Source organism: Kineococcus xinjiangensis (assembly GCF_002934625.1).
Classification (GTDB): Bacteria; Actinomycetota; Actinomycetes; order Actinomycetales; family Kineococcaceae; genus Kineococcus_A; species Kineococcus_A xinjiangensis.
In genome coordinates, this window is record NZ_PTJD01000004.1 from 150024 (window position 1) to 173359 (window position 23336).

The 23336-nt window shown below is 74.1% G+C and carries 17 protein-coding genes; 8 read left to right on the plus strand and 9 right to left on the minus strand.

All coding sequences use genetic code 11. The annotated features are described in order from the left end of the window. The first annotated feature begins 145 nt into the window (after window positions 1–145). The gene (locus tag CLV92_RS07195; protein WP_158257163.1) at window positions 146–2380 is read left to right on the plus strand and encodes a putative bifunctional diguanylate cyclase/phosphodiesterase; all 2235 of its coding nucleotides are present in this window, start codon (window positions 146–148) and stop codon (window positions 2378–2380) included. Between the two features lie 637 nt (window positions 2381–3017). On the opposite strand, the gene CLV92_RS07200 is transcribed toward CLV92_RS07195, so the two are convergent. From CLV92_RS07200 to CLV92_RS07220, 4 genes are all read right to left on the minus strand, one after another. Continuing rightward, the gene (locus CLV92_RS07200) at window positions 3018–4250 is read right to left on the minus strand and encodes an NPCBM/NEW2 domain-containing protein (protein ID WP_104432133.1); all 1233 of its coding nucleotides are present in this window, start codon (window positions 4248–4250) and stop codon (window positions 3018–3020) included. 745 nt (window positions 4251–4995) lie between these two features. Beyond that, on the minus strand, window positions 4996–8247 hold the full coding sequence (locus CLV92_RS07210; RefSeq protein ID WP_158257164.1) for a PQQ-dependent sugar dehydrogenase: 3252 nt from the start codon (window positions 8245–8247) through the stop codon (window positions 4996–4998). A 115-nt stretch (window positions 8248–8362) separates the two neighbouring features. Beyond that, window positions 8363–10225, minus strand: coding sequence for a SpoIIE family protein phosphatase (locus CLV92_RS07215; protein WP_245886532.1), 1863 nt, complete (start codon window positions 10223–10225; stop codon window positions 8363–8365). Window positions 10226–10444: 219 nt separating this feature from the next. Continuing rightward, window positions 10445–12103: a methyl-accepting chemotaxis protein gene (locus tag CLV92_RS07220; RefSeq protein WP_211290944.1), complete on the minus strand. Its 1659-nt coding sequence runs from the start codon at window positions 12101–12103 to the stop codon at window positions 10445–10447. Between the two features lie 224 nt (window positions 12104–12327). Here CLV92_RS07220 and CLV92_RS07225 point away from each other — a divergent pair, with 224 nt between their 5' ends. From CLV92_RS07225 to map, 5 genes are all read left to right on the plus strand, one after another. Beyond that, entirely contained in the window at window positions 12328–14211 is a 1884-nt protein-coding gene (locus CLV92_RS07225) for a putative bifunctional diguanylate cyclase/phosphodiesterase (protein ID WP_104432136.1), read from the plus strand. A gap of 157 nt (window positions 14212–14368) precedes the next feature. Next, a complete protein-coding gene (locus CLV92_RS07230) occupies window positions 14369–15418 on the plus strand; it encodes a LacI family DNA-binding transcriptional regulator (protein WP_104432137.1) in 1050 nt (349 codons plus the stop codon). Window positions 15419–15565: 147 nt separating this feature from the next. Beyond that, complete coding sequence (locus tag CLV92_RS07235) at window positions 15566–17512, plus strand: adenylyl cyclase (protein ID WP_104432138.1); 1947 nt, start codon at window positions 15566–15568, stop codon at window positions 17510–17512. A gap of 306 nt (window positions 17513–17818) precedes the next feature. Beyond that, a complete protein-coding gene (locus CLV92_RS07240) occupies window positions 17819–18103 on the plus strand; it encodes a hypothetical protein (RefSeq protein ID WP_146099448.1) in 285 nt (94 codons plus the stop codon). A 97-nt stretch (window positions 18104–18200) separates the two neighbouring features. Next, entirely contained in the window at window positions 18201–18977 is a 777-nt protein-coding gene (gene map, locus CLV92_RS07245; RefSeq protein WP_104432140.1) for a type I methionyl aminopeptidase, read from the plus strand. 16 nt (window positions 18978–18993) lie between these two features. Here the strand turns inward: map and CLV92_RS07250 are convergent, their stop codons facing one another. Next, window positions 18994–19182, minus strand: a complete 189-nt coding sequence (locus tag CLV92_RS07250) for a heme biosynthesis protein HemY (protein WP_104432283.1) — start codon at window positions 19180–19182, stop codon at window positions 18994–18996. Window positions 19183–19400: 218 nt separating this feature from the next. Between CLV92_RS07250 and CLV92_RS21345 the strand changes: the two genes are divergently transcribed. Beyond that, window positions 19401–19571: a hypothetical protein gene (locus CLV92_RS21345; RefSeq protein ID WP_158257165.1), complete on the plus strand. Its 171-nt coding sequence runs from the start codon at window positions 19401–19403 to the stop codon at window positions 19569–19571. Between the two features lie 49 nt (window positions 19572–19620). Beyond that, window positions 19621–19953 carry a GNAT family N-acetyltransferase gene (locus tag CLV92_RS07255; RefSeq protein ID WP_104432141.1) on the plus strand — a complete coding sequence of 111 codons (333 nt, stop codon included), beginning with the start codon at window positions 19621–19623 and terminating at the stop codon, window positions 19951–19953. A gap of 37 nt (window positions 19954–19990) precedes the next feature. Here CLV92_RS07255 and CLV92_RS07260 read toward each other — a convergent pair whose 3' ends face one another. From CLV92_RS07260 to CLV92_RS07275, 4 genes are all read right to left on the minus strand, one after another. Continuing rightward, window positions 19991–20635 (minus strand): hypothetical protein, encoded by a 645-nt coding sequence (locus tag CLV92_RS07260; RefSeq protein WP_104432142.1) that lies wholly within the window; start codon window positions 20633–20635, stop codon window positions 19991–19993. Window positions 20636–20779: 144 nt separating this feature from the next. Continuing rightward, window positions 20780–22321 carry a malate:quinone oxidoreductase gene (locus CLV92_RS07265; protein WP_245886535.1) on the minus strand — a complete coding sequence of 514 codons (1542 nt, stop codon included), beginning with the start codon at window positions 22319–22321 and terminating at the stop codon, window positions 20780–20782. Window positions 22322–22527: 206 nt separating this feature from the next. Further along, window positions 22528–22758 carry an RNA-binding S4 domain-containing protein gene (locus CLV92_RS07270; RefSeq protein WP_104432144.1) on the minus strand — a complete coding sequence of 77 codons (231 nt, stop codon included), beginning with the start codon at window positions 22756–22758 and terminating at the stop codon, window positions 22528–22530. A gap of 60 nt (window positions 22759–22818) precedes the next feature. Continuing rightward, complete coding sequence (locus CLV92_RS07275; RefSeq protein ID WP_104432145.1) at window positions 22819–23295, minus strand: hypothetical protein; 477 nt, start codon at window positions 23293–23295, stop codon at window positions 22819–22821. Window positions 23296–23336: the final 41 nt, after the last annotated feature.

The window sequence follows — 23336 nt, forward strand, 5'->3', positions numbered from 1 at the left end:
CTCTCGCCGGCATCGGCTTTCCCGGCGAGGCTCAGGACGCCATCATGGATTGTCATCATGGAACTACGCAGCGCAAGCATGTCACGGTAGGCGACGACCGGGGAGCATGATGATCCAGCAGCGTGCCCCACGTCCTCTGTCGGTGGTGACGGGGATCGCCCTCGCCCTGACCCTTGCCTACGCGATCTCTCTGTTCCCCGGGGCGCGCGGAGCACCGGGCTACCGGCCGGTCGTCGACGGGTGGCTCAACTCCATCGCTGACGCCGCGATCATCGCCGTGCTGGTGGTGCGTGGATGGGTGGAGCGTCGTGAACGGGCAGCGTGGTGGTGTCTCGCGACGGGGTTGACGGCCGCGCTGGCGGGAAGCGTGGCCTACTACGCCTACTACCAACATCAGGTCCCCGTTTCTTCGCCATCGCTGGCCGACGTGGGATGGCTGGCGTTCTACCCCCTGCTCTACAGCGGCCTGCTGCTCCTTCTGCGTGAGCGCTCACGAGACCTGCCGCCCAGCCTGTGGTTGGACGGCCTGGGCGCCGGACTGACTGCCACCGCTCTTGCCAGCGCCTACCTCGACGGGGCCGCCGTACATCCTGCCGCCGGCACCGTCGTCGGGGTCGCGGTGACCACGGCCTACCCACTCGCCGATCTCATCCTGCTCGCCGTGGGCGTGGCGGGCTTGAGCATGCTGCGTGGCAGCGCGGGCAGTTCGTGGTGGCTGCTCTGCGCCGGTTTCATGACCTTCGCGGTCACCGACGCCCTCTACGCCGCGCAGGCCGCGACGGGCTCCTACGTCAGCGGAGGGCCGCTGGACCTGGGCTGGGTCCTGGCCCGCGCCTGTCTGGCCGTGGCCGCGTGGACCTCCGTACGCGACGCTCACCGCTGCGGCTCCACGAGGGTCACCGGGCTGCCCGTCCTGGCCCTTCCCACCCTGTGCGCCCTGGCGGTCCTCGGCCTGCTCTTCCACGGCACGCACGCAGCACTCCCCCCTGGCACCGCCGCGCTGGCCCTCATCGCCGGAGTCCTCCTCAGCGTGCGGATCGCCATGACCTTCCGCGAGGTTCAGCGCTCAGCGGAGCTGCAACGTCAGGCCCTCACCGACGAGCTCACCGGCTTGGCGAATCGCCGGCACTTCTACCAAGCCCTCAGCACCGCCAGTCAGGCCCTGCCACGGCACCGCTTCGCAGTGCTGCTCATCGACCTGGACCGCTTCAAAGAGGTCAACGACTCCCTCGGACACCACGCCGGGGACCAACTGCTGAGGGTGATCTCCGCCCGGCTGCGCCCGCTGGTGCGCCCCGGTGACCTCCTCGCCCGCGTCGGCGGTGATGAGTACGCCTTCCTCGTCCGCGACGTCAGCCAGGACGAGGCCCTGGTCCTGGCGTGGGCGGTACAAGCGGAGGTGCAGGCACCTGCTTCGCTCGGTGCCGCGACCGTCAGCCTCGATGCCAGCATCGGAGTGGCTCTAGCTCCGCAGCACGCCGGCGACAGCAGCGAACTGCTGCAGATGAGCGACTTGGCCATGTACGCCGCGAAAGCCCGAGGCGGCGGGGTGCTGGTCTACGACGAGGCCCGAGACGGCTCGGGTCGACACCGCCTGGAGCTGATCACCCAGCTGCGCGAAGGCCTCCACGAGCACCAACTGGTGCTGCACTACCAACCTCAGGTGGACCTGCGCACCGGGCGGGCCGGCAGCGTCGAAGCCCTCGTGCGATGGCAGCACCCCAGGCGAGGACTGCTGCCGCCGGTGGAGTTCATCCCGCTGGCAGAGTCTGCAGGCCTCATGGGCAAGCTGACCGCGCAGGTGCTGGAGGAGGCGCTGATCCAGTGCAGCCGGTGGCGAACCGAGGGGTCGCATCTGCAGGTCGCCGTCAACGTCAGCCCATCGGTCCTCATCGACCACGACTTCCCCACCCAGGTGGAGTACCTGCTCAGCACCCATCACCTCCCGCCTTCAGCCCTCGTGCTCGAGGTGACGGAGGATCTGCTCATGGCCCACCGCGACAGGGCTGTGAGCGCGCTCACCCGTCTCCGCAAGAAGGGGGTGCAGGTGTCCATCGACGACTACGGAACGGGCTACTCCAGCCTCGCCTACCTCATGGACCTCCCTGTCACCGAATTGAAGCTCGACCGTGCCTTCGTGGCGACGATGACGTCCAGCGCCCGCAGCGTCGCCATCGTGAAATCCACCACCCACCTCGCCCACGCCCTCGGACTGCATCTGGTCGCCGAGGGCGTGGAGGACGCCGAGACGCTGCACTCCCTGCGCGCCGTCGGCTGCGACCTGGTGCAGGGCTACCACCTCGCACGTCCCGTCCCGGCCCACGACGTGCCACGGGCCCTGGTGAGCGCAACGAGCGCCTTGAACACGCACCGGGGATGACGACCCGACCTCACCCACGGGAGTCGAGCCCGCCGCTCGGAGTTGGATCGCTGCCCTGGGCGCACGACCGCACCGGCAGCGCGGCGCGGGCGGGGGTGATCGCGGTGGCGCGCGCGACCCACGAGGGCCTGCCACCGCGTGGCAGGGTCGCGCTGTGGCCGCGGGTGTTCTCCGAGGCGTTCTTCGGCTACTACAACCACGAGCACCGCCACTGCGGGACGGGCTGCACACCCCAGCCTCAGTCCACCACGGCGCCGCGACCGAGGTCCGCGCCCAGCGGGCCGCGACCCTGAACGCTGCCTACGCCGCCCATCCAGAGCGGTTCGGCCACCGCCGCCCCCAGCCCCCGCACCTGCCCGAACAGGCCTGGACCAACCCACCCCTGACGGAGGCCGCCCGCAGACCAGCTGACGCGATCTTGTCTCACCCTGCTTGACACGTTCCGCAGGGGCGGGGTCCCTCCGGCAACCGGGGCTCTCACGCCCGACCGCACCGTGGCTCCCGCTCTCCCCACCCCCGGGAAGGGGTGGGGAGAGCGGGAGTGGTCGTCGGAGCCAGCAGACCTGCGCTGAGGAACATGCGAGGCGCTGCGCCACTGCGGCTTCCGCACCTCGGCGCGTCCCTGCCGGGAGGCTCGTCAGCCGACGTACGACTCGACCTTCACCGAGTCGACGAAGATGCGGACCTGGCGGGGGGTGCTCGCCTCGATCGAGTGGATCCAGTTGGTGCCCTTGACCCACGCCTCCGTCTGGATGCCGAGGCGCATGTCCTCGTCGGGGACCCGGGTGTCGGCGACGGTGGCCCACACCTTCCCGTCGATCAGGTACTTGATCTGGCCGGGGGTCCACTCGACGGCGTAGTCGTGCCACTGGGTGGAGTCGATCGCCGTCTCGGAGTGCTTGCGGGTGCGGTCCTCGAAGTGCGTGGTGACCGACATCATGTCGCGGTCGCCGCCGTTGTCCTCGGCGAAGTCGATCTCCGGCGGCCGACCGCCGGCACTCGGCCAGAGCAGCGCCACCATGGTGATCCCGCGGCCCTTCTCGGCACGGGCCCGCACCGTCCAGCGCCCGTAGGTCTGGTTCACGCGGTGACCGACACCGGCGCCGCGCCACACCCCGTCGGCGCCCTTGCGGGAGGTCAGCACCAGGTTGCCGCCACTGACGCTGACCCCGGAGGAGGCGTAGGGGGAACGGGACGCGGAGGCCACACCGCCGTAGCGCCACCACAGCTCGTCGTCGAGGGTGGTGTCGAACCCCTCGAAGGACTGCGGTTCGAACGCCGACGGCGCGGGGCTGGGAGCAGACGGCGGCGGCTGCGCACCGGCGCCGTCCCGGCAGGTCAGCCTGGCGTCCGCCCAGTCGGCGTGGTCGTGGTGCGGGTCGTCGCCGGCGTCGGTGACGACCAGCCGCAGGACCTCGCCCGCGGCGAGTTCGGCGGTGACGGCCTTCGTGCCGCGCCCGGTGATCCGGCCCGAGTTCCAGACCTCCTCCTCGCCGTTGAAGACCTGGAAGACGACGCTGCCGCGACCCTTCACCTCCCCGTCCAGCCCGACGGTGGAGGCGAAGGTGCACTCCCCCGGGCTGGTGACCCGGACCTCACTGCCGGGGTGGACGCCCAGGCCCCGTGCGTAGCTCTTCCCGCCCACCGTCAGCTGACGGCCGTCGCCGGCGCCCCGCTCCCCGTTGGAGCGGTCCCTCTCCACCGGACCCCAGCCGTTGGCGACCTCCTCGAAGTCCAGGGCGCTGACGTAGCGCACCGTGCCGGCGGGGCCCTGCGGGGAGGCCGTGGCGAGCGCGGGGGCGCCCGCCCAGCCGAGTAAGCCTGCGGTGAGGAGCGAGCACGTCGCTGTGGTCCTGCGGGTTCGGAACATGGAGAGTCCTTCTCAGTGGGGGGGGTGGCCGCGATCGGGGGGACGGCACCTGAGCCCCGCCACTATGCCCGTGCGGTGAGTAGCGGCTTCCGCGCGGGGGGGCTGGTCGTCTCGAACAGAGACGTCGGCCAGGGCTGCCCCGCCCGGGGTGAACCGGTGAACCTGGGCCACCCTCCCGTCGGTTCCTGCGGCGAGCACGAGCGGCCCCGCTTCGATTGGCTCCCGATCGGACGGCGGCCCGGGGGAAACCCCACGCAGCGTCCGCGCCAGTCGTTGCGCGGTCGCGGGCGATGTCGGGCGGCCTGCCCAGGGTCCTCTGGCCAACGCAGGAGCCGGTGGCCCGCATCATGCGGCTCCTCGCGGGAGCCCCCCTGGCCATCAGTGCCGCGCTCTTCACGTTGAGCTTCCTCTCGCCCGAACACGGACCGGGGCGGTGGCTCTTCGAGGGAGAGGACGATCCCGCCGTCCTGGGAGCGCCTGCCCTCGCCCTGTGGATCCTCGGCACCGTGACACTCGGAATCGCCTGGCTGACGGGACGGGCTGAGCGGAAGGCGTGGTGGTCTCGCCCCGGAACTCCGGAACCTCCGCATTCCTCGCCCGCCTCGTCCTCCGCTGAGACCGGGCAGGTCTGAGGGCTCAGGCATCGCCGCCGGATGCGGAACTGCACGCGGGCCTCGCGCGCGTCATCGCAGCGGCGGGCCCCGGGTGGGCGGGACGACCGCACCACCCGGGGCCCGCCCCCACCTCAGCCGGCCTTCCGCAGCCCGAGGTCTGCGACGGAGGCGGTGCCGTCGGACTTCACCGCCAGCGCGAAGGCCACCCGGGTGGTGCCGGCAGGCAGCGCCGGCAGGGACCGGGACACCGACGTCCACGACGAGGCCGCCGGCAGCGAGGACAGCGTCGTCCAGTACTTCCAGCCGCTGCCGGTGTGGGTGTAGGCGATCAGCGAGTTCTTCGCGCTGGTCGCCTTGTACGACAGGCCCACGGTGTAGGACGTGCCCGCCTGCACCGTGGCACCGCACCCGGTGGCCGGGGACGGCAGCAGCTTGGCGTCGCCGCTGCTGTAGCCGCTGACCGTGATCGCGTAGGAGCGGCCCGTCGCACCGGCGGGAACGTCGTTCGACAGCGTTCCCGAGGCGGTGAGCGTGCCCCACCTGTTGAACGTGAAGCACGTCGGCAGCGGCGAGCCCGTCGCCAGGTTCCCGTTGGCCAGCAGGTTCTCGGCCGGCGGCGGGGGCGGCGGGGCAGGCGCGCCCAGGGTGAGGCCGGCGACGCTGGTGCTGCCGTTGGCCTCCGTGGCCATGGCGAAGGCCACCCGGGTCACCCCGGTGGGGACCGGCGGCAGCGCCCGGGAGACCTGGGTCCACGACGAGGCCGCCGGGAACGAGTCCAGCTTCGTCCAGTACACCCACCGGGTGCCGTTGAACGTGTAGGCGATCAGCGAGTTGCGCGTGCTGGTCGCCTTGTAGGACAGCCCCACCGAGTACGACCCGCCCGGCTGGACCGTGGCGCCGCAGCCGCTGGACGTCGACGGCAGCAGCTTGGCGTCGCCGTTGCTGTAGCCGCTGACCTTGACGGTGTAGGAGCGCCCGGTCGCCCCGGCGGGCAGGTCGCTGGACAGCTCCCCGCTGGCGGTGTTGGTCCCCCACCTGCTCAGCGTGAAGCAGGTGGGCAGCGGCGAGCCCGTCGCCAGGTTCCCGTTCGTCAGCAGGTTCGCGGTGCCGCCCGCCGACTCGAACGTCGCGGTGAGCGTGGTCGCGGACTTCGGGCCGGTGAGGGTGTGTGTGGCGGCCCCGCCGTCGGACCAGGAGCGGAAGCGCCAGGTGCCCGTGGACGTCGACTGCTCCGCCGCGGAGACGGTGTGCTGGGACCCGACGATGACGGTGCGGGTGAACGGGGTCTTGGCGACCTCCGCGTCGAAGGCCACCTGCAGGCCGGAGGGGTTCGACGCCAGGGTCAGCGCCACCGTCTCCGGGTCGGCCCGCAGCGTGGTCGTCCCGGTGACACCGCGGGAGTCGGTGGCGGTGAGGGTCACGTCGATGTAGGCGGGCGCCGAGTGGTCGGGACCGGTGAAGGACAGCGACGAGCCGGTGCCCCCGCTCAGCGGGTGGGGGTGGCAGCCGCCGCTGCTCTCGCAGTGGAACAGCGTCGAGGACCACTTCAGGGCCGACGCCGGCAGCGTCGCGCCGGTGCTGTCCTTCGCCGTGCCGTTGAACACGAGCGGCTCCCCCGTCGCCCACGTCTGCGAGCCCGCGGCCGCGGTGATGACCGGGGTCGGGGCGGCGCCGCCGATGAGCACCGACGTGCTGGCCCGTGCGGTGGCGCCGGAGGGGTCGCGCGCCTCCACCGTGACGGTGGTGCTCCCGGCGGTGTTGTACGTCCGCGAGGCCGTCACCCCGGTGGCGTCGTCGAGGGCGCCGTCACCGTCGAGGTCCCACGCATAGGTCAGCGTGGAGCCCTCGGGGTCGCGGGAGCCGGAGGCGTCGAAGCGCACGGTGGTGCCGACCGGCCCGCTGGTCGGCGAGGCGGTCACCGCGGCGGTCGGCGGCTTGTTGCTGGAGGAGTAGCGGATGCGGTGCAGGTCACCGCTGTAGATGTCGAGGTAGTACAGGTCCCCACCGGGGCCGACCTCGAGGTCCACCGCCCACGGGGTGGTGGTGCTGAACTCGGTCAGCGTCGAGGGCTGCGGTCGCCCGTCGCTGCCGGGCTTCATCACCATCAGGCAGCCGCGGGAGAAGTCGACGAAGAAGAGGGCGCCGTCGTAGCTGTCCGGGAAGGATCCACCGGGGTAGAAGCGCAGGCCACCGATGGTCCCCGCGTCCTTGTCCGGGCAGGCGCCGGTGGAGAGGAACTTGTCGTTGTGCGGGTAGGCGTAGAGCGGCGACACGGCCGAGCCCTCGGAGTACAGCTTCTCGCAGATGTTGTTGTTCAGGGCGTCCCAGCTGCCCTGCCGGTTCGCCCCCTCGTAGCAGGGCCAGCCGAAGTTCTCCACGACGCCGTCGTCGACGTCGGCCACCCGGTCGATCTCCTCGTAGTTGTTCCAGCCGACGTCGCCGATGTAGACGTCCTGCGAGCCGGGGCGGAACGCGAACCGGAACGGGTTGCGCAGGCCGTGGGCGATGATGCGGCGGGCGTTGGGATCGGCGTGCGACAGCAGCGGGTTGCCGGTCGCGGGGGCACCGGTGTCGGGGTGGATCCGCACGATGGTCCCGTTGAGCCCGACGGGGTCACCACTGGTCCGCAGGTCCTGCGAGCGCAGGGACCCGGCCTCGGAGGTGGAGGCCTGCGGGACCGAACCGGCGGGCACGGGCGGGTCCGCGCACTTGTTCCCCTTCTGGCCGTAGTCGGCGAAGGTCCCGCCGGCGGCGTCGCCGGTGGTGACGTAGAGCATGCCGTCCGGGCCGAACTGCACCTCGTTGATGGAGTGCGAGGAGAACGGGTGGCAGGAGGCCTGGAGCAGGACGTTCTGGGCGACGACGCGGTTGCCGCTGAGCGTCAGGCGGACGACCCTCCCCTGGGTGACGCAGTGCTCGACACCGCTGACGCTGCAGTCGTCGTCGTCGGCGCCGGCCGTCCCCCAGGTCGGCGCCTTCCCTCCCGGTGGCGCGTCGTAGGCGTAGCTGACGTAGACGTAGGGGCGGGTGGGGAACTGCGGGTCCACGGCGAGTCCGTTGAGCCCGGAGTCGGAGTGGTTCCAGACGTCAGTCCGCAGGTCGGCGACGACCTCGGCGGTCGTGTCGGTGGGGCTGTCGTAGACCTTCAGCAGGCCGCGCTTCTCGGTGACGAACATCCGCCCGTCGGGCGCGAAGGCGAGGTTGGTCGGCAGCCTGAGGTCGCCGATGAGCACGGTGTCGGTGAAGCCCGCCGGCACCGCGGCGGCCGCGGGTGGCGGCAGGGCCACGGTCAGGGCGGCGCAGGTCGCCAGCAGCGCCATGGCCACGAGCGGCGCGGGCCGCCGGCGGAGCCCTTCCAGGATGATCGGTCGATGTTCGGTCACGTCGAGCCTCCCCCTCATCACGGAGCGTGCGCCTCGCAGTCTGCTCCCATGACGCGGCCCGCGAGGCGGGTTCGGGCGAACCCGCGGCGGGTCGGGGCCGGATCGCGTGCCCGCGCTACCCGGCGGGGTGCTTGACCGGCCCGGCCTCGGGCGGGCGCGGGCGGTCCTCCGGGTGCGCCCGCACGGCCAGGAGGGCGACGTCGTCCTCCGCCGCGGGGGCGAGGTCGGCGATGAGCGCGTCGCAGAGCGCCTGCAGCGGTAGCCGTTCGAGCCGGCCCGCCGCCTCCACCAGCCGTCGCAGGCCCGTGTCGAGGGCCTCGCCGCGGCGCTCCACCAGCCCGTCGGTGTAGAGCACCACCGTCGCGCCCGGGTGCAGCACCTCCGTGTGGTCGCTGCGCGGGACGTGCGGCGCCAGGCCGAGCATCACGTCCTCGGGGCGGGTCAGCAGCCGGGCGGGCTCACCGGGCTGGAGCAGCAGCGGCGGCGGGTGCCCGGCGTTGGACCAGCGCAGGGTGCGCAGGCCCGCCGCCGCCTCCGCCGGGGTCTGCTCGACGCGCGCCAGCAGCGCCGTGGCCAGCGTCGTGGAGCCCAGGTCGGCCAGGGCGGTGTCGAGGGCGGTGAGGACCCCCGCCGGGGGGCGGTCGAGGGCGTGCGCGATGCCCCGCAGCATGTTGCGCAACTGCCCCATGGCCGCGGCGGCGAAGCGGTCGTGTCCGGTGACGTCGCCGATGACGAGGTGGGTCGCCCCGTCGCGGGAGGGGAAGGCGTCGTACCAGTCGCCGCCGACGTGAGCCTCCTGCGCGGCGGGCGCGTAGCGCACCACGATGTGGAGGTGGTCAGGCTGTGGCGGGTCGGTCAGCAGGGAGCGCTGCAGGGTCTCGGCGAGGGTGCGGGTGGCACTGGCGCGCTGCCGCTCCTCCTCCAGCCTCCGCAGGCGCTCCAGCGCCTGGGCGCACTGCGCGGCAACGGCCTCCAGCAGCTCGGTCTCGTCCGTGTCGAACGCCTGAGGCTGCTCCCACCCGAAGGCGACGGCACCCAGCAGGCGACCCGACGCGCGCAGCGGCAGGGCTGCCCAGGCCCGGAGCGCGGCCTCCTCGACCACCTGCTCCGCCTCCGCGGGGACGGGCGGCGCCTGCGCGATGTCGGGCACGAGCACCCGCTCACCCCGGGCGGCCACGGCGACGGCCAGGCTGGAGTCCGCGGGCAGCAACCGGCCGTGCAGGGGTGACCTGTCCCCCAGGCTGTCGACCAGTTCCAGCCGGCCCTCCTCGCGAGCGATCCCGGCGAGGACCGCTGCGGCGCCGGTGGCCGGACGGGTGTGCCGGAAGAGGGCCCCGAGCAGCCCCTCGGTCGTCTCGGTCTCGGCCAGCTCGGAGGCCAGGGCGGCCAGCCCGGCGAGCCGTCGGGCGGTGCGGCGCTGCCGCTCCCCCGCCTCGCGCAGCCGGACGTTGGCGCTCTCCAGGTCCCGGGTCCGGGCGAAGAGGTCGGACTCGACCTGCGTCACCCGTTCCCGCAGCCGGCTGCCCCGGGCCGCCTCCAGCCGGGCCTCGTCGCGGTCGCGCACGTACTCCGTGATGTCGTCCGCCCGGTGCAGAAGCAGCACGACGCGCCCCCGCTCGTCGAGGATCGGGACGTTGCGGGGGCTCCAGTACCGCTCGACGTAGCCGCCGTCCGGCATCGCGATGTCGTACTTCGTGATGGGCATGACGTCGGGCAGGCCGCTGTCGCGGGCGCGCTCCAGGGACGCGCGCAGCGCCCGCATCCCCTCGCTGGCGGGATCGCCGGGTCGCCCGGGGAAGGCGTCGAAGAGGTTGCGCCCGACGGTGCCCTCGAGGGTGGTGGCGGTCGCCTCCAGCCGCGCCCGGTTGGCGTGGACGATGACGAAGTCGGGGGTCAGGAGCAGGAACGGGGCCGGTGCCTCGTCGAAGACCGTCGCGAAGTCCACGTCCGGCAGTTCGCCGGCCACCTCGTCGGCCACCTCGCCGCACTCCCGTCGTCGGGTTCGCGTCCTCCGGCCGCGGGTCCCGGCCAGTGTCCAGCCAACCAGCCGCGGGAACGGCGGGCGAGCCGGAGCGGGACCGGACCGGGACCGGACCGGGACCGGACCGGGACCGGACCGGGACCGGACCGGGCCGCCGTCCCGGCGACGACCACGCCGGAGCGGGTCGTGGCGCGGGGACGGCGGCCGCAGGGCGCGTCAGCTCCGCAGCTCCGCGGGGAGGCGGAAGCGGGCCACGACGGTCTGCAGCTGCGCGGCCATGCCGGCCAGCTCGGCGGTGGCCTGCTGGGACTGCCCGACGCCCTCGGTGGTGGTGCGGGCGGCGTCGGCGACACCGCCGATGCGGGAGGCGATCTGGTCCGCGCCGGTGGCGACGTCGTTGACGTTGCGGTTCATCTCACCGGTGGTGGCGGTCTGCTCCTCCACCGCCGCGGCGATGGTGACCTGGAACGAGTTGATCCGCTCGATGGTCTCGGAGATGTGCCCGATGGCGGTGGCGGCGTTGGCGGAGTCGGCCTGGATGACCCCGACGCGGCGGGTGATGTCCTCCGTGGCGCGGGCGGTCTGCTGCGCCAGCTCCTTCACCTCACCGGCCACCACCGCGAAGCCCTTGCCCATCTCCCCGGCCCGGGCCGCCTCGATGGTGGCGTTGAGCGCGAGCAGGTTGGTCTGCTCGGCGATGGCGGTGATGGCCTTGACGACGTCGCCGATCTCGGCGGAGGACTGCCCCAGGCGCGCGACGGTGGCGTTGGTGGCCTGCGCCTCGCCGACGGCTGCCGCGGCGACCTCGGCGGCCTGTCCGGCGTTGTGGGCGATCTCCGCGATGGAGGTGCCCATCTCCTCGCTGCCGGCGGCCACGGTCTGCACGTTGGCGGAGATCTGCCCGGCGGCTGCGGCGACGGCCTGGGCCTGGGTGGAGGCCACGTCGGCGGAGGCGGCGATCTGGGTGGAGGTGCTGCTGAGCTCCTCCGACGCCGCGGCCAGCGCGGTGGAGGAGTCGGCGATGGCGCGCACGGCCTCCCCGACGCCGCGCTGGGCGGCGCGCAGCGCGTCGGCCATCGCGCCGAGCTCGCAGGTGGTGTGGACGTCGATGGTGCGGGTGAGGTCGCCCTCGGCCATCCCCTCGACGGCATGCGCGACGCGCCGCAGGCCGATGACGATCATCTGGGAGACGAGGAAGCCGAGGAGGAGGGCCACGGCGAGCCCGGCCACCAGCACCACGAGCATGCTCGTGCGGGCGTCGGCGTAGGTCTCGTGCCCCTCGGCGACGACGGCGGCGGCCTCGGCCTGCTCGAACTGCTCGACGCGGTCGAGGGCGTCGGCCATCCGGGAGATGACGGGCTGGGCGGCCTCGTCGCGCACCCGCTGGTACTCGGCGAGGTCGTTGGCGCGACTGAGCGGGATCAGCTGCTCGTCGCGGACGCTGCGGAACTCGGCCAGGGCGGCGCGGAACTCCTCCCAGTCCGCGCGCTGGCCCTCGAGGCCGAGGGCCTCGTAGGCGGCGGCGGCGGTGTCGAGGTCGGCGTCGGTGGCGGCGATCTTCTCCTCGTAGTCGTCCATGCCCGCGTCGTCCTGGGAGACGGCGTGGTTGGCGATGAGCATCCGGGACTTGATCTGCTCCTGGTGCACGCGCCCGCGCTCGACGAGCCCCTGGACGTTCTCCTGGTAGAGCCGCTCGGTGCCCGCGCTCGTGCTGGCGAGGGAGCGCAGGCCCACGACACCGACGGCCACGGCCACCAGGGCGAGCACGGCCACGACGCCGAGGATCCTCGTGCCCACCTTGCGGTTGGTCAGCCACCGGATCACCGGCAGCGTCTCCATCCAGCGGACCACCGACGGCGGTGCCACTGCAGTCATCGTCTCCACGCTCCCCGAGAGTTTGGTTCGTCGGGGCGTTCATCGACACCCGAACGGCGCAACTTGACCCGTTCAGCTGGCCATGGACGGGTTCCCTCGATCACGTCCCGGCTCCTCGATCGCGCCCCGGCCCTTGAGGAGGGCCCCGCGGCGGTCGATGAGGAGGGAGGTCGGCATCGACGGCCGCAGGGCGCGGACACCGGCGCCGGGAGGAGGGGGGGCGGATGGGTCTCGCACAGCAGTGGCAGGCCCTGGCCTCCGTGCTCGCGGACGAGGTCGCCGACCACGTCTTCCCCCGGCGCACGCTCGCAGGCGTCCTCGGGATGCAGTACCTCGTCGGCGGTGTGCTGGCCGTGGCGTGGGGCGTCGTCGCGGCCATGCCGGCGCAGGCGCGGCCCGCCTACCTGGCCTGCGCCTCCGCCGCCCTCCTCGGGGCCGCGCTGATGGGGATGGTCTGGGCGAGCAGGATGTCCGGCAGGTCCCTCACCCTCGTCGCGCACGCGTGCATCGCCTCGGCACTCGTGCTCGTCACCGCGGGCCACCTGCTGGCCGGCGACCCGGGCGGGCCCGCCCTGCTGTTCGTGCTGTGGACGGCGCCGTACGCGGGGATCTTCTCCCGCCGGGCGCGCTGGCTGCACGTCGCCGCCTCGTCCGCCGTGTTCGTCGTCTCCGCGTGGTGGCTGCCGGCGCCGACGCTGGCGCAGACGCTCGTGGAGACCGCGATCCGCATCGCCACGGTGCTGTGCAGCGTGCTGCTGGTGTCCCGGATGACCGCGCGCCTGCGGCGCAGCGCCACCCAGGACCCCCTCACCGGGCTGCCCAACCGGCGCGTCCTCGCCGCCGCCACGCGCGCCGCCCTGGCGCGGCAGGCGGGGCGCGAGGGGGCGGTGTCGATGCTGCTGCTCGATCTGGACCGCTTCAAGCACGTCAACGACACCTTCGGCCACGAGGCGGGTGACGAACTGCTGCGGCAGCTCGTCCCGCGCCTGCTGGCGGCCGTCGGGCCCCGCGACGTGGTGGCGCGCCTCGGCGGGGACGAGTTCGCCGTGATGTGCGAGGACTGCGACGGTGACCGCCCGCCCGAGCGGGTGGCCGCCCGACTGGCGCAGGTGTGGGCGCAGCCGCTGACGCTCGCGGGACGCACCCTGCACGTCAGCGGCAGCGTCGGCGTGGCCGTCGCCGGGCCCGGCTCGACGCCGCGGACGCTGCTGCGCGACGCCGACGCCGCCATGTACGAGTCCAAGCGCGGCGGCCCGGGAGGCTTCCGGGTCTTCCACGACGGGCTGGCCGCCCGCTCCAACCGCGTCCTCCAGCTGGAGCAGGGCCTGCAACGGGCGATCGGGCGCGGCGAGGTGTCGGTGCACTACCAGCCCGTCATGGCGCTGACCGGTGACCGGGCCGGGCAGGCGGTCGGGGCGGAGGCGCTGCTGCGCTGGCACAGCGCGGAGCTGGGGCCGGTGCGCCCCGACGAGTTCATCCCCGTCGCGGAGGCCGCCGGGCTGATCGGCGCGCTCGGCGACTGGGTGCTGGACCAGGCACTGACGGACCTGGGCGACTGGATGGCCGCCGGGCACGTCCCGGCCGATTTCCACGTGGCGGTCAACGTCAGCGCCCACCAGCTCTGCGCCGACCTGCCGGACCGGGTGGCCAGGCAGCTCGCGCGCCACCGGATGCCCGCCGCGAACCTGGGGCTGGAGGTGACGGAGAGCGCGGTCCTCAACCGCAGCACCGCCCCCGAGGCGCTTCGCCGCCTGCACGAGCTGGGCGTGACCCTGCTGCTGGACGACTTCGGCACCGGCTACTCGTCGCTGTCGCAGCTGCAGGAGCTGCCCTTCGACGTGGTGAAGGTGGATCGGTCCTTCGTCGCCGGGATGAACCGGCACCCGCGCAGCCGCGCCCTGGTGCTCGCCGTGCTGTCCCTGGCGGAGTCGTTCGGGATGTCGGTGGTCGCGGAGGGTGTGGAGGACGAGGAGCAGGCGGAGAGCCTGCGTGCGGCGGGCTGCCCCCGGGTGCAGGGCTACTTCTTCGCCCGGCCCGCGCCGGTGGCGGAGTTCCTCGCGAACCTGCCCGGGACGGCCGCCGTCCCCGCGCCGGTGCCGGTGCGCTGACCCGGCCACCCGTGCCCCGCCACGTCCGGGGCGCGGCGCGCCCGCAGGCCCGGCGGGGTGCGTGCCCGCGCGGCGACCGCAGCCCGTAACCTGCGCGCACCGCGGCGGGAACCCCCTGCCGCCAGCGCGGCCGAGCGGCCGGTCCGGAGGAGGGCGCGTGGCCGTCGACATCAGGGAGGTCGCCCGCCGCAGCGGCGTCTCGCCCGCCACGGCCTCCCGCGCCCTCAACGCCCACCCCAACGTGGCCGACGCGACGCGGGCGCGGGTGCTGGCCACGGCCCGGGAGCTGGGCTACCAGCCCAACCAGCAGGCGCGCGCCCTGGTGCGGCAGCGCTCGGACACGGTGGGGCTGATCTGGGACACCGGCTACGTGCGCACCCACGGCCGGCAGTCCTTCCTGCAGGACCTGCTCGTGGCGCTGAAGATGGCGCTGGCCGAGACGGGCTACCACCTGATGCTGCTGTCCCCGAGCAGCACCGCCGCCTCACCCAGCGACTTCGTGAGCATCGCCGCGCAGCACAGCCTGGAGGGCGTGGCGCTGATGGCGGTCAACGCCCACCTGCCCGCGGTGGACGCCCTCATCGCCTCGCGGCGGCCCTGCGTGGGCCTCGACCTGCCGGTGCGGGGGGCGCGGGCCTCCTACGTCAGCGCCGACAACCAGCAGGGCACGGCGCTGGCGGTGGAGCACCTGGCGGGGCTGGGACACCGGCGGATCGCCACGATCACGGGCGGGGCGGGGATGATGCCCGGGGTGGAGCGCCGCGAGGGCTTCTCGGCGGCGATGGCGGCCGCGGGCCTGGACGTGCCGCCGGAGTACGTCGCCGAGGGTGACTTCTTCCTGGAATCCGGCCTTGCCGCGATGCGGCGCCTGCTGGCGCTGCCCTCCCCCCCGACCGCGGTGTTCGCGGCGGGCGACCTGATGGCGATCGGGGCGGTGCGCGCGGCGGAGGAGGCGGGGCTGTCCGTGCCCCGCGACGTGTCGGTGGTCGGCTTCGACGACATCGAGCCCGCGTCGCTGGTGCACCCGGGGCTGACGACGGTGGGCCAGGACTACCTGGCGATGGGCCGGGCGGCGGTCGAGCTGCTGGTGCAGATCATCGCCGACCCGCGGGTCACGGGCCCCCGCGGCGGCGCGCGCCGCGGGCCCGCCCCGCGGCTGCTGCCCGGGCGGCTCGTCGTGCGCGGCACGACGGCACCGCCCGCCTGACCCTGCGCCACACCCCGGCCCGGCCCGGGCCTCCACCTCCGCCGAACCCCGCCGAGCTGTAGACGCCGTCTCGGTGCGGGGTTACGATCCGTCGTATTGGAAACGTTTCCATGACCCCGCGTTCGATGGCGAAAGGGTTCCCCCCGCATGCTCCCCTCCACCTCCCGCCGCCACGCCGCCCGCGCACTGGCCCTCGGCCTCACCCTCAGCGCGGCGACGATCACGGCCCCCGCGATCTCCGCCTCGGCGGTCCCCGCATCGGCGCCCGCAGCCGCCGCGGTCGGCGCGAGTGCCGTGCAGTCCCCCTTCGGGACCAACGTCTTCGTCTTCGACCCCACCACGCCGGTCGCCGAGATCCAGGCGATCGCCGACCGGATCCACGCCGAGCAGGTGGACAACGAGATGGGCACGCAGCGCTACGCGCTGCTGTTCAAGCCGGGCACCTACGGCACGGACGCGAACCCCCTGCAGATCAAGGTCGGCTACTACACCGAGGTCTCCGGCCTCGGCGCCTCCCCCGAGGACGTCGTCATCAACGGCAAGGTGGAGGTCTACAACCGCTGCCTCACCGACGGCGGCACCAGCAACTGCATCGCCCTGAACACCTTCTGGCGGACGCTGTCCAACCTCACCATCGACGTCAACGGCGCCGGCCAGGACGGCTGCCGACAGAGCGCCAACTTCTACGCCGTCTCCCAGGCGGCGCCCGTCCGCCGCCTCAACGTCCTCGGCGGGGAGCAGAAGACCCCGCTGTCCCTGATGGACTACTGCACCGCGGGCCCGCACTTCGCCAGCGGAGGTTTCCTCGCCGACTCCCGGGTGGACAACGTGGCCGGCGACGGGGTCGTGGACGGCACCGTCATCAACGGCTCGCAGCAGCAGTGGCTCACCCGCAACAGCACCCTCGGCACGTGGACCAACGGCGTGTGGAACCAGGTGTTCTCCGGTGTCGTGGGCGCACCCGACGACTCGGGGTTCCCGAACCCGCCCTACACCACGCTGGAGCGCACGCCCCTCAGCCGCGAGAAGCCGTACCTGTTCGTCGACGCCCAGGGCCGGTACAACGTGCGGGTCCCCGCGGCGCAGCGCGACACCCGCGGCATCAGCTGGGAGGACGGGCAGGCACCCGGGCGCACGATCTCCCTCGACGAGTTCTTCGTCGCCACCCCGGAGCACTCCGTCCGCGAGATCAACACCCAGCTCGCCCGGGGCCGGCACCTCCTGCTCACCCCCGGCGTCTACGACGTCGCGCGCAGCATCGCCGTCAAGCGGGCGAACACCGTGGTGCTCGGCATGGGCCACGCCACCCTGACCGCCGTCGACGGCGCCACACCGCTGACCGTCGCCGACGTCCCCGGCGTGATCATCGCCGGCGTCACTGTCGACGCCGGCACCGAGACGTCCGAGACGCTGCTGCGGGTCGGCACGAAGAACGGCAACAACGGCCGTCCGCACACCGTCCCGTCGAACCCCACCACGCTCTCCGACGTGTTCTTCCGCGTCGGCGGCCCCCACATCGGGCGCACCAAGGTCGCCCTGGAGGTCAACAGCGACCACGTGCTCATCGACCACACGTGGGTGTGGCGCGCGGACCACGGCGTCGAGGGCTTCACCGAGGGCGTCAACGGCGACACCGACCGCTGGCGGACCAACATCGGCCTCAACGGCGCGGTGGTCAACGGCGACAACGTCACCGCCACCGGGCTGTTCGTCGAGCACTTCCAGCAGTACAACACCATCTGGAACGGCGAGCGCGGCACCGTCGTCCTCTACCAGAACGAGCTGCCGTACGACCCGCCCTCCCAGGCGGACTGGATGAACGGCGACGTCGAGGGCTGGGCCGGGTACAAGGTGGGCGACCACGTCCGCACCCACCAGCTGCACGGTGGCGGCGTCTACGTGTTCAACCAGAACGACCCGTCGATCCACACCGAGAACGGCTTCGAGGTGCCGCAGACGCCCGGAGTGCGCCTGCGCCACATCATGACCGTCAACCTCACCGCCGGGACGATCGACCACGTCGTCAACGGGATCGGGGACGCGGCGGGCATGGACCGGGTCGGCCAGCCGGTGTGGATCACCGAGTACCCGTGACGCACCCCCCGTGACGCAGGACCTCTGACCGGTTCCGCGCCCGGGGCCGCCGCGATCGGCTCCGGGCGCGGAACCCGAGGACGGGGTGGGCCGCACGGGGCGCTGCGGCCCACCCGCCGCCGTCCCGGTGCACCGGCTCGCACCGGGCGGGGCCCGCCCGCCGGGCCCCGCGGGCGGGTCCCGTCACCCGTTCGGGTGAGCGGGCCGCGGTTCCGGTGGCGGGAAACGGCCATCGCACGAGGATCGACGCGGCAGGGCCGCCCCGATCCGCGGAGTGCGGTCCCCTCGACTCCGGGAGGACGCACGATGCGCAGGGCGGGACGACGGCCGACCGACGGGCCGAAGCCCCCGATGTCCCCCGGCGCCCGCCGTGCCCTCGCCGTGCCGTACCTGCTCGCGGTCGCCGTCTGCGCCGCGGTGGCGGCCCAGGCCGCGCTCACCGGCCGGACCCTCGTGGCGGCCGCCGCGCTGCTCGTGGCAGCGGTGTGCTCCGAACTGCTCGCCATGCTCCTGCTCCGCGACCGCGACCGCCGCCGCGCCGCGAACTCGCAGGGTCGGGCCGGCACCGGGGCGCTGCCCGCCCTCGGCTGAGCACTGCCCGTCGCGGCTCCGGCCCGGGGCGCCCCGCCCGTCCCGGGACGCCGGTGCTCCGCCGCCCATACTGGGAGCCGTGAGCAGCGAGGAACCGATGCCCGTCCGCACCGCCGCGGAGCTCGACGCCATGCGCGAGGCCGGGCGCATCGTGGCGCGGACCCTGCAGGCGGTGCGCGCCGCCGCGGTACCGGGTGCCCGGCTGCGCGACCTCGACGAGATCGCCCAGACCTGCATCCGCGAAGCCGGCGCCCTCCCCTCGTTCCTCGGCTACGCGCCGTCCTGGGCGCCGACCCCCTTCAACGGCGTGCTGTGCCTGTCGGTCAACGAGGTCGTCGTGCACGGCCGCCCCACCGGCCGGCGCCTCGACGACGGGGACCTGCTCAGCATCGACTGCGGCGCCGTCGCCGACGGCTGGCACGGCGACTCCGCGCTGACCGTCCACGTCGGGGAGCGGGCCGGGCACGTCTGGGAGGCCGACGACCGGCTGGTGCGCGCCACGGAGGAGGCCCTCGCCGCGGGCATCGCCGCCGCCCGGCCCGGCGCCACCCTGCTGGACGTGGCCCGGGCGGTGGACGAGGTCGCCGTCCGCCACGGCTACGCCCACCTGCCCGACCACGGCGGGCACGGCATCGGCCGCAGCATGCACGAGGCGCCCTTCGTGCCGAACCGCCCCACCCCGAACGCCGCGCAGCACCGCCTCCGGGTGGGCAACACGCTCGCCATCGAGCCGATGCTGCTGTCCGGGGAGGGCCGCTACCGCACCGCGAAGGACGGCTGGTCCGTCGTGGCGCTGGACAAGAAGCGCGCCGCGCACGCCGAGCACACCGTCGCCGTGACCGCCGACGGCCCGGTGGTGCTGACGGCCCCCTGACCGGGCGCCGGCGGCGTCAGCCTGCGTTGCGGAGCAGGAAGTCCTGGTCCGGGTCGCGCCCCATGGTCGGATCGGGAGCCGGCAGCGGATCGTGGCGCTCCACCACGTCGGCGATGCGCGCGGGATCCGGCAGGGTGCGGTAGCGGCTCCTCGGATCGGACGTGCCCTCGACCCCCGGCGGTCCTGCTGCGCGGTCTTCGCCCACGACGCCCACCCCTCTCGCTGCGAGGCACGCGGAGCGCCCCTCTGCTGCAGCCTCCTCCCGGAGAGCGGCGCGGGCCAGCGGACACTCCTGCTGCAGCGAGAGCCCGGCACCCGGATCCGCCGTGGGTCCGGAGCGGCGTGTCACCGTCTCGATGCAGCGGGAGTGTCAGCACCGGGCGAGACGGCGGCTGCGACGACGTCCTCCACCTGGACCACCCGGTGGCCTCGATGAGCTTCCGCAAGCCCTCCGGAGCCGGGGTCCTGCTCGCCCTCTGCGCCGCAGCACCCCACACCGGCCCGGTCGTCGCGTACTGCCCCGAGACGGAGAGCGTCGCCGTCGTCCACCCCGGTCGGCAACCGGCCGAGCTGCGACGGCGATGGCCGTGGTGACGACCACCCGCGCCGTGGAGGTCACCGGCGCACGGGAAGGCTCCCCGACGTGACGACGGGCACGCGCTCCGCCGATGCGCCGGAGGTGGTGGTGCGACGAGCGGGCGCCGCCGACGTGCAGGACGTGCTCGACGTCGCCGTGGCTCCTGCCCACCAGGGCCGAGGTGTCGGGCGGCGGTTGTTGCGACTGGCGGAGGAGCAGGCGGGAACGATGGGCATCGCGCAGGTCCGGCTCTCCACCCACGAGGCGATGAGCGAGAACGCCTCCTGCTACCCGCGTCGGGGTTGCCGCCAGAGCCACCGAGCCGTTCAGGACGGCTACCGGCGCGTCTTCTTCGCCAAGGGCCCCGGTGCGGGGAGCGCAGGTGCCGACCGCGGCTGACCGCCCGCGTCCACAGCACCCGCGCCCGGAGCAGCCCTCAGAGGTCGGCGTCGAAGTGGCAGCCCGCGTGGGAGCCGAAGAACGACTCGGCGGCGCGGGTCCTCGCCTCCGCGGAGCTGCGAGGCAGCCGCCGCAGCGTGGCCAGTGCGGCGTCGAGGGCGGCGATGCGGTCGCGTGCCGCCGGGCGCGTGCCGCCGGGCAGTGCCCGCCCGTCGACCACGGCGCCGCGCACGAACCGCTCCCCGCGACCGTCCGCCAGGTCGATCGCCGCGGCGTAGTAGGTCACCTGCATGAGGCTCTGGGAGGTGTGCTCCCACACGCCGTCGGGCGGGATGGCCCCGGTGACGCGGCCGCCGGCCGCGGTGATGCCCGCGGCGTCCGGGGAGCCGTGGGGGCCCAGGGGGAATCCGAGCTCCGCGGGGGTCTCCTCCACGGCCCGCACCGTGCCGTCGGCCGCTGCGGTGAGGGACAGCCGCCCCGTCCCCGCCAGGAACCCCAGGACCACCTCGGGCGTGGTGTCGAGCGCGTCGACGAGGCCGTCGACGAGCGCCGCGGAGGCCCGCCGGGACCGCTGCCGCTCCGGGCCGCCGTCGGGGCCCTGCTCCCAGAGGGGGATCCAGCGCGTGCGGTGGATCGGGTCCACGCCCGTCACGACGGGCGAGCCGGTCCGGGTGGGCTCCACGACGCCTCCCACCGGCATCGCGGGCGCCGCCGGCGGGGCGCCCTCTTGCGCAGGGGGTCGGCGAGCCGGGCCCGCGGCTTGAGCGCACCGCTGCTCACGCAGGGCCGCCCGGGTGACGCCGGCACCTGACCGGCCCCGTGGGGCTCAGCCCGCGAGCTGCAGCGCCTCCGTGGTGCGCGCCACCGTGGCCGACAGCAGATCCTCGTCCTCGGACAGCTTGCGCCCGTAGGAGGGCACCACCTCCCGCAGGCGCGGCTCCCACGCCTCGATGCGGGACGGGAAGCACTTCCGCAGCAGGTTGAGCATCACGTCCACCGCCGTGGAGGCCCCGGGCGAGGCGCCCAGCAGCGCCGCGATGGAGCCGTCACCGGCGTGGACGAGCTCGGTGCCGAACTGCAGCACCCCGCCGCGCGGGCCCTTCTTGATGACCTGGACGCGCTGGCCGGCGGTGATGAGCTCCCAGTCCTGCTCCGCCGCGTCGGGGTAGAACACCCGCAGCGCCTCGAGGCGCTGCTCGCGCGACTGCAGCACCTGCTTCACGAGGTAGGTCGTCAGCGGCACGTTGTCGCGCGCGACGGCCAGCATCGGCAGCAGGTTGTCGGGCCTGATCGAGAAGGGCAGGTCCGTGAGGGCGCCCTGCTTCAGGAAGCGCGGCGAGAAGCCCGCGTAGGGGCCGAAGAGCAGCGCCCGCTCCCCCGCCACGATGCGGGTGTCCAGGTGCGGCACCGACATGGGCGGGGCGCCGACCTCCGCCTGGCCGTAGACCTTCGCGCTGTGCCGCTGGGCCACCTCGGGGCGGCGGCAGCGGAGGAACTGCCCGCTGACGGGGAATCCGCCGAAGCCGCGCCCCTCGGGGATCCCGGAGCGCTGCAGCAGGTGCAGGGCCCCACCGCCGGAGCCGACGAAGACGAAGGGGGCGCGCAGGGTGGCGGAGCCTCCCCCGGCCTCGCGGACGGAGACCTCCCAGCCTGTCCCGGAGCGCTTGACGTCCTTGACGGTGCGCCCGGTGTGCACCTGGACACCGCGCTGCTGGGCCAGTCCCAGCAGCGCGCGGGTCAGCTCGCCGAAGTCGACGTCGGTACCGGCCGCGGAGCGCGTCGCGGCGATGCGCTCGGACGGGTCGCGCCCGTCGGTGAGCAGCGGTGCCCACTCCCCGATCCGCCCACGCTCGGTCGACCACTCCATGCCGCGGAAGAGGGGGTGGTCGCTGAGGGCGTCGTAGCGGGCCCGCAGGTAGGCGGTGTTCGCGTCGCCGCGCACGAAGCTCATGTGCGGCACCGGGTTGATGAACCGCGTCGGGTCGGGGATGGCGCCCGACTCCACCAGGTGGGCCCAGAACTGCCGGGACACCTGCCACGACTCGTTGACGGAGACGGCCTTGCTGATCTCGACGCCCCCGTCGGAGCGGGCGGGCGTGTAGTTCAGCTCGCACAGCGCGGCGTGCCCGGTGCCGGCGTTGTGCCACGGCGCGGAGCTCTCCTGCCCCAGGGCGGAGAGCTTCTCCAGGACGACGACGGACCAGTCCGGCTGCACCTCGGTGAGCAGCGCGGCGAGGGTGGCGCTCATGATGCCGCCGCCGATGAGGACGGCGTCGTACCTCTGCGGTCCGGCGGCGGGGCCCGGGACGGCCCTCGGAGTCGGCCCCGGAGTGGGCCCGGGAGTGGGCGCGGGCTGGGTTGCGGACACGGTGGCTGCCTCGCAGGTCGGAGGTCGCGGTGCGGGGCGCGGACGCTCCGCTGAGGACGTACGAACGCTACGGCCCGGCACGCCCGGACGCGCGATCGGGGCGGCCCGACACGGTGCGACTCCGCTCACACCCGTCGCCCGCAGCGCGCTCACACCCGTCGGGCGCAGTCCTCGCCCTCGCCCCGCCGGGGTCGTCGCGAGGGCGCTCAGACCAGGCGCAGGCGCTCCCCGGCCACCTCGACGACGTCGCCCCGCTTCAGCTGCCGGCCCCGGCGCTCCTCGACCTCGCCGTTGACGCGCACCTCGCCGGAGGTGAGCAGCGCCCGGGCGTCCGCACCGGTCTCGGCCACGTCACCGAGCTTGAGCAGCTGCCCCAGCCGGATGACGGCGGAGGCGGGGTCCTCCCCGGGCCGGGCGGAGATCTCGATGTCGCGCACCGGCGCATCCTGCCAGCCGGGCGGGGAGCCGCGCGGGCCGGGAGAGGGCGCGGCGCCGGGTCAGGTGGCGTGCGGTGCGGCGCCGGGGTCCTCGTCGAGGGCGAGGGCGTGCAGCACGGAGCTGACGCGCGCCGCGTCCGCCTCGTCGAAGCGCGCAGGCAGGACCAGCTCGGCGCGCCGGCCCCCGCGCAGGACCACGGGGATCCGGACGGTGTCCGCGCCGGGGGCGACGCCGCCGGTGGGGGCGCCCTCGTCCACTGCCGCCTCCTCGAGGGGAGCGGCCTCCTGCGCGGCGGGCACCGGGGGTTCCTCGACGGCTACGACCTCGGCGTCCTCGACGCCCCCGGCGGGCTCGGCGGGAGACGGGGCCGCGCCGGCGCCCCTGCCCTCGCTGCCGGCGGTGGTGAGGAACGTGCGCAGGCGGTCCACACCGCTGCGCGCGGCGAGCCCGGCCATCGGGTCGAGGTAGCCCTGCTTCACCGCGCGCTGCAGCAGGTCGTCCAGCGCCGATGCGGCGCGGTCGTCCTCGGTGCCCATCTCGTCCTCCGTCGTCCCGTCGGCGATTCCCGGGCGTCCTC

Excerpts from the sequence above, each read along its gene's own strand:
- CLV92_RS07200 (WP_104432133.1), bottom strand. The coding sequence starts at position 4,250 with ATGTTCCGAACCCGCAGGACCACAGCGACGTGCTCGCTCCTCACCGCA.
- CLV92_RS07220 (WP_211290944.1), bottom strand. The coding sequence starts at position 12,103 with ATGACTGCAGTGGCACCGCCGTCGGTGGTCCGCTGGATGGAGACGCTG.
- CLV92_RS07225 (WP_104432136.1), top strand. The coding sequence starts at position 12,328 with ATGGGTCTCGCACAGCAGTGGCAGGCCCTGGCCTCCGTGCTCGCGGAC.
- CLV92_RS07235 (WP_104432138.1), top strand. The coding sequence starts at position 15,566 with ATGCTCCCCTCCACCTCCCGCCGCCACGCCGCCCGCGCACTGGCCCTC.
- CLV92_RS07240 (WP_146099448.1), top strand. The coding sequence starts at position 17,819 with ATGCGCAGGGCGGGACGACGGCCGACCGACGGGCCGAAGCCCCCGATG.
- map (WP_104432140.1), top strand. The coding sequence starts at position 18,201 with ATGCCCGTCCGCACCGCCGCGGAGCTCGACGCCATGCGCGAGGCCGGG.
- CLV92_RS07275 (WP_104432145.1), bottom strand. The coding sequence starts at position 23,295 with ATGGGCACCGAGGACGACCGCGCCGCATCGGCGCTGGACGACCTGCTG.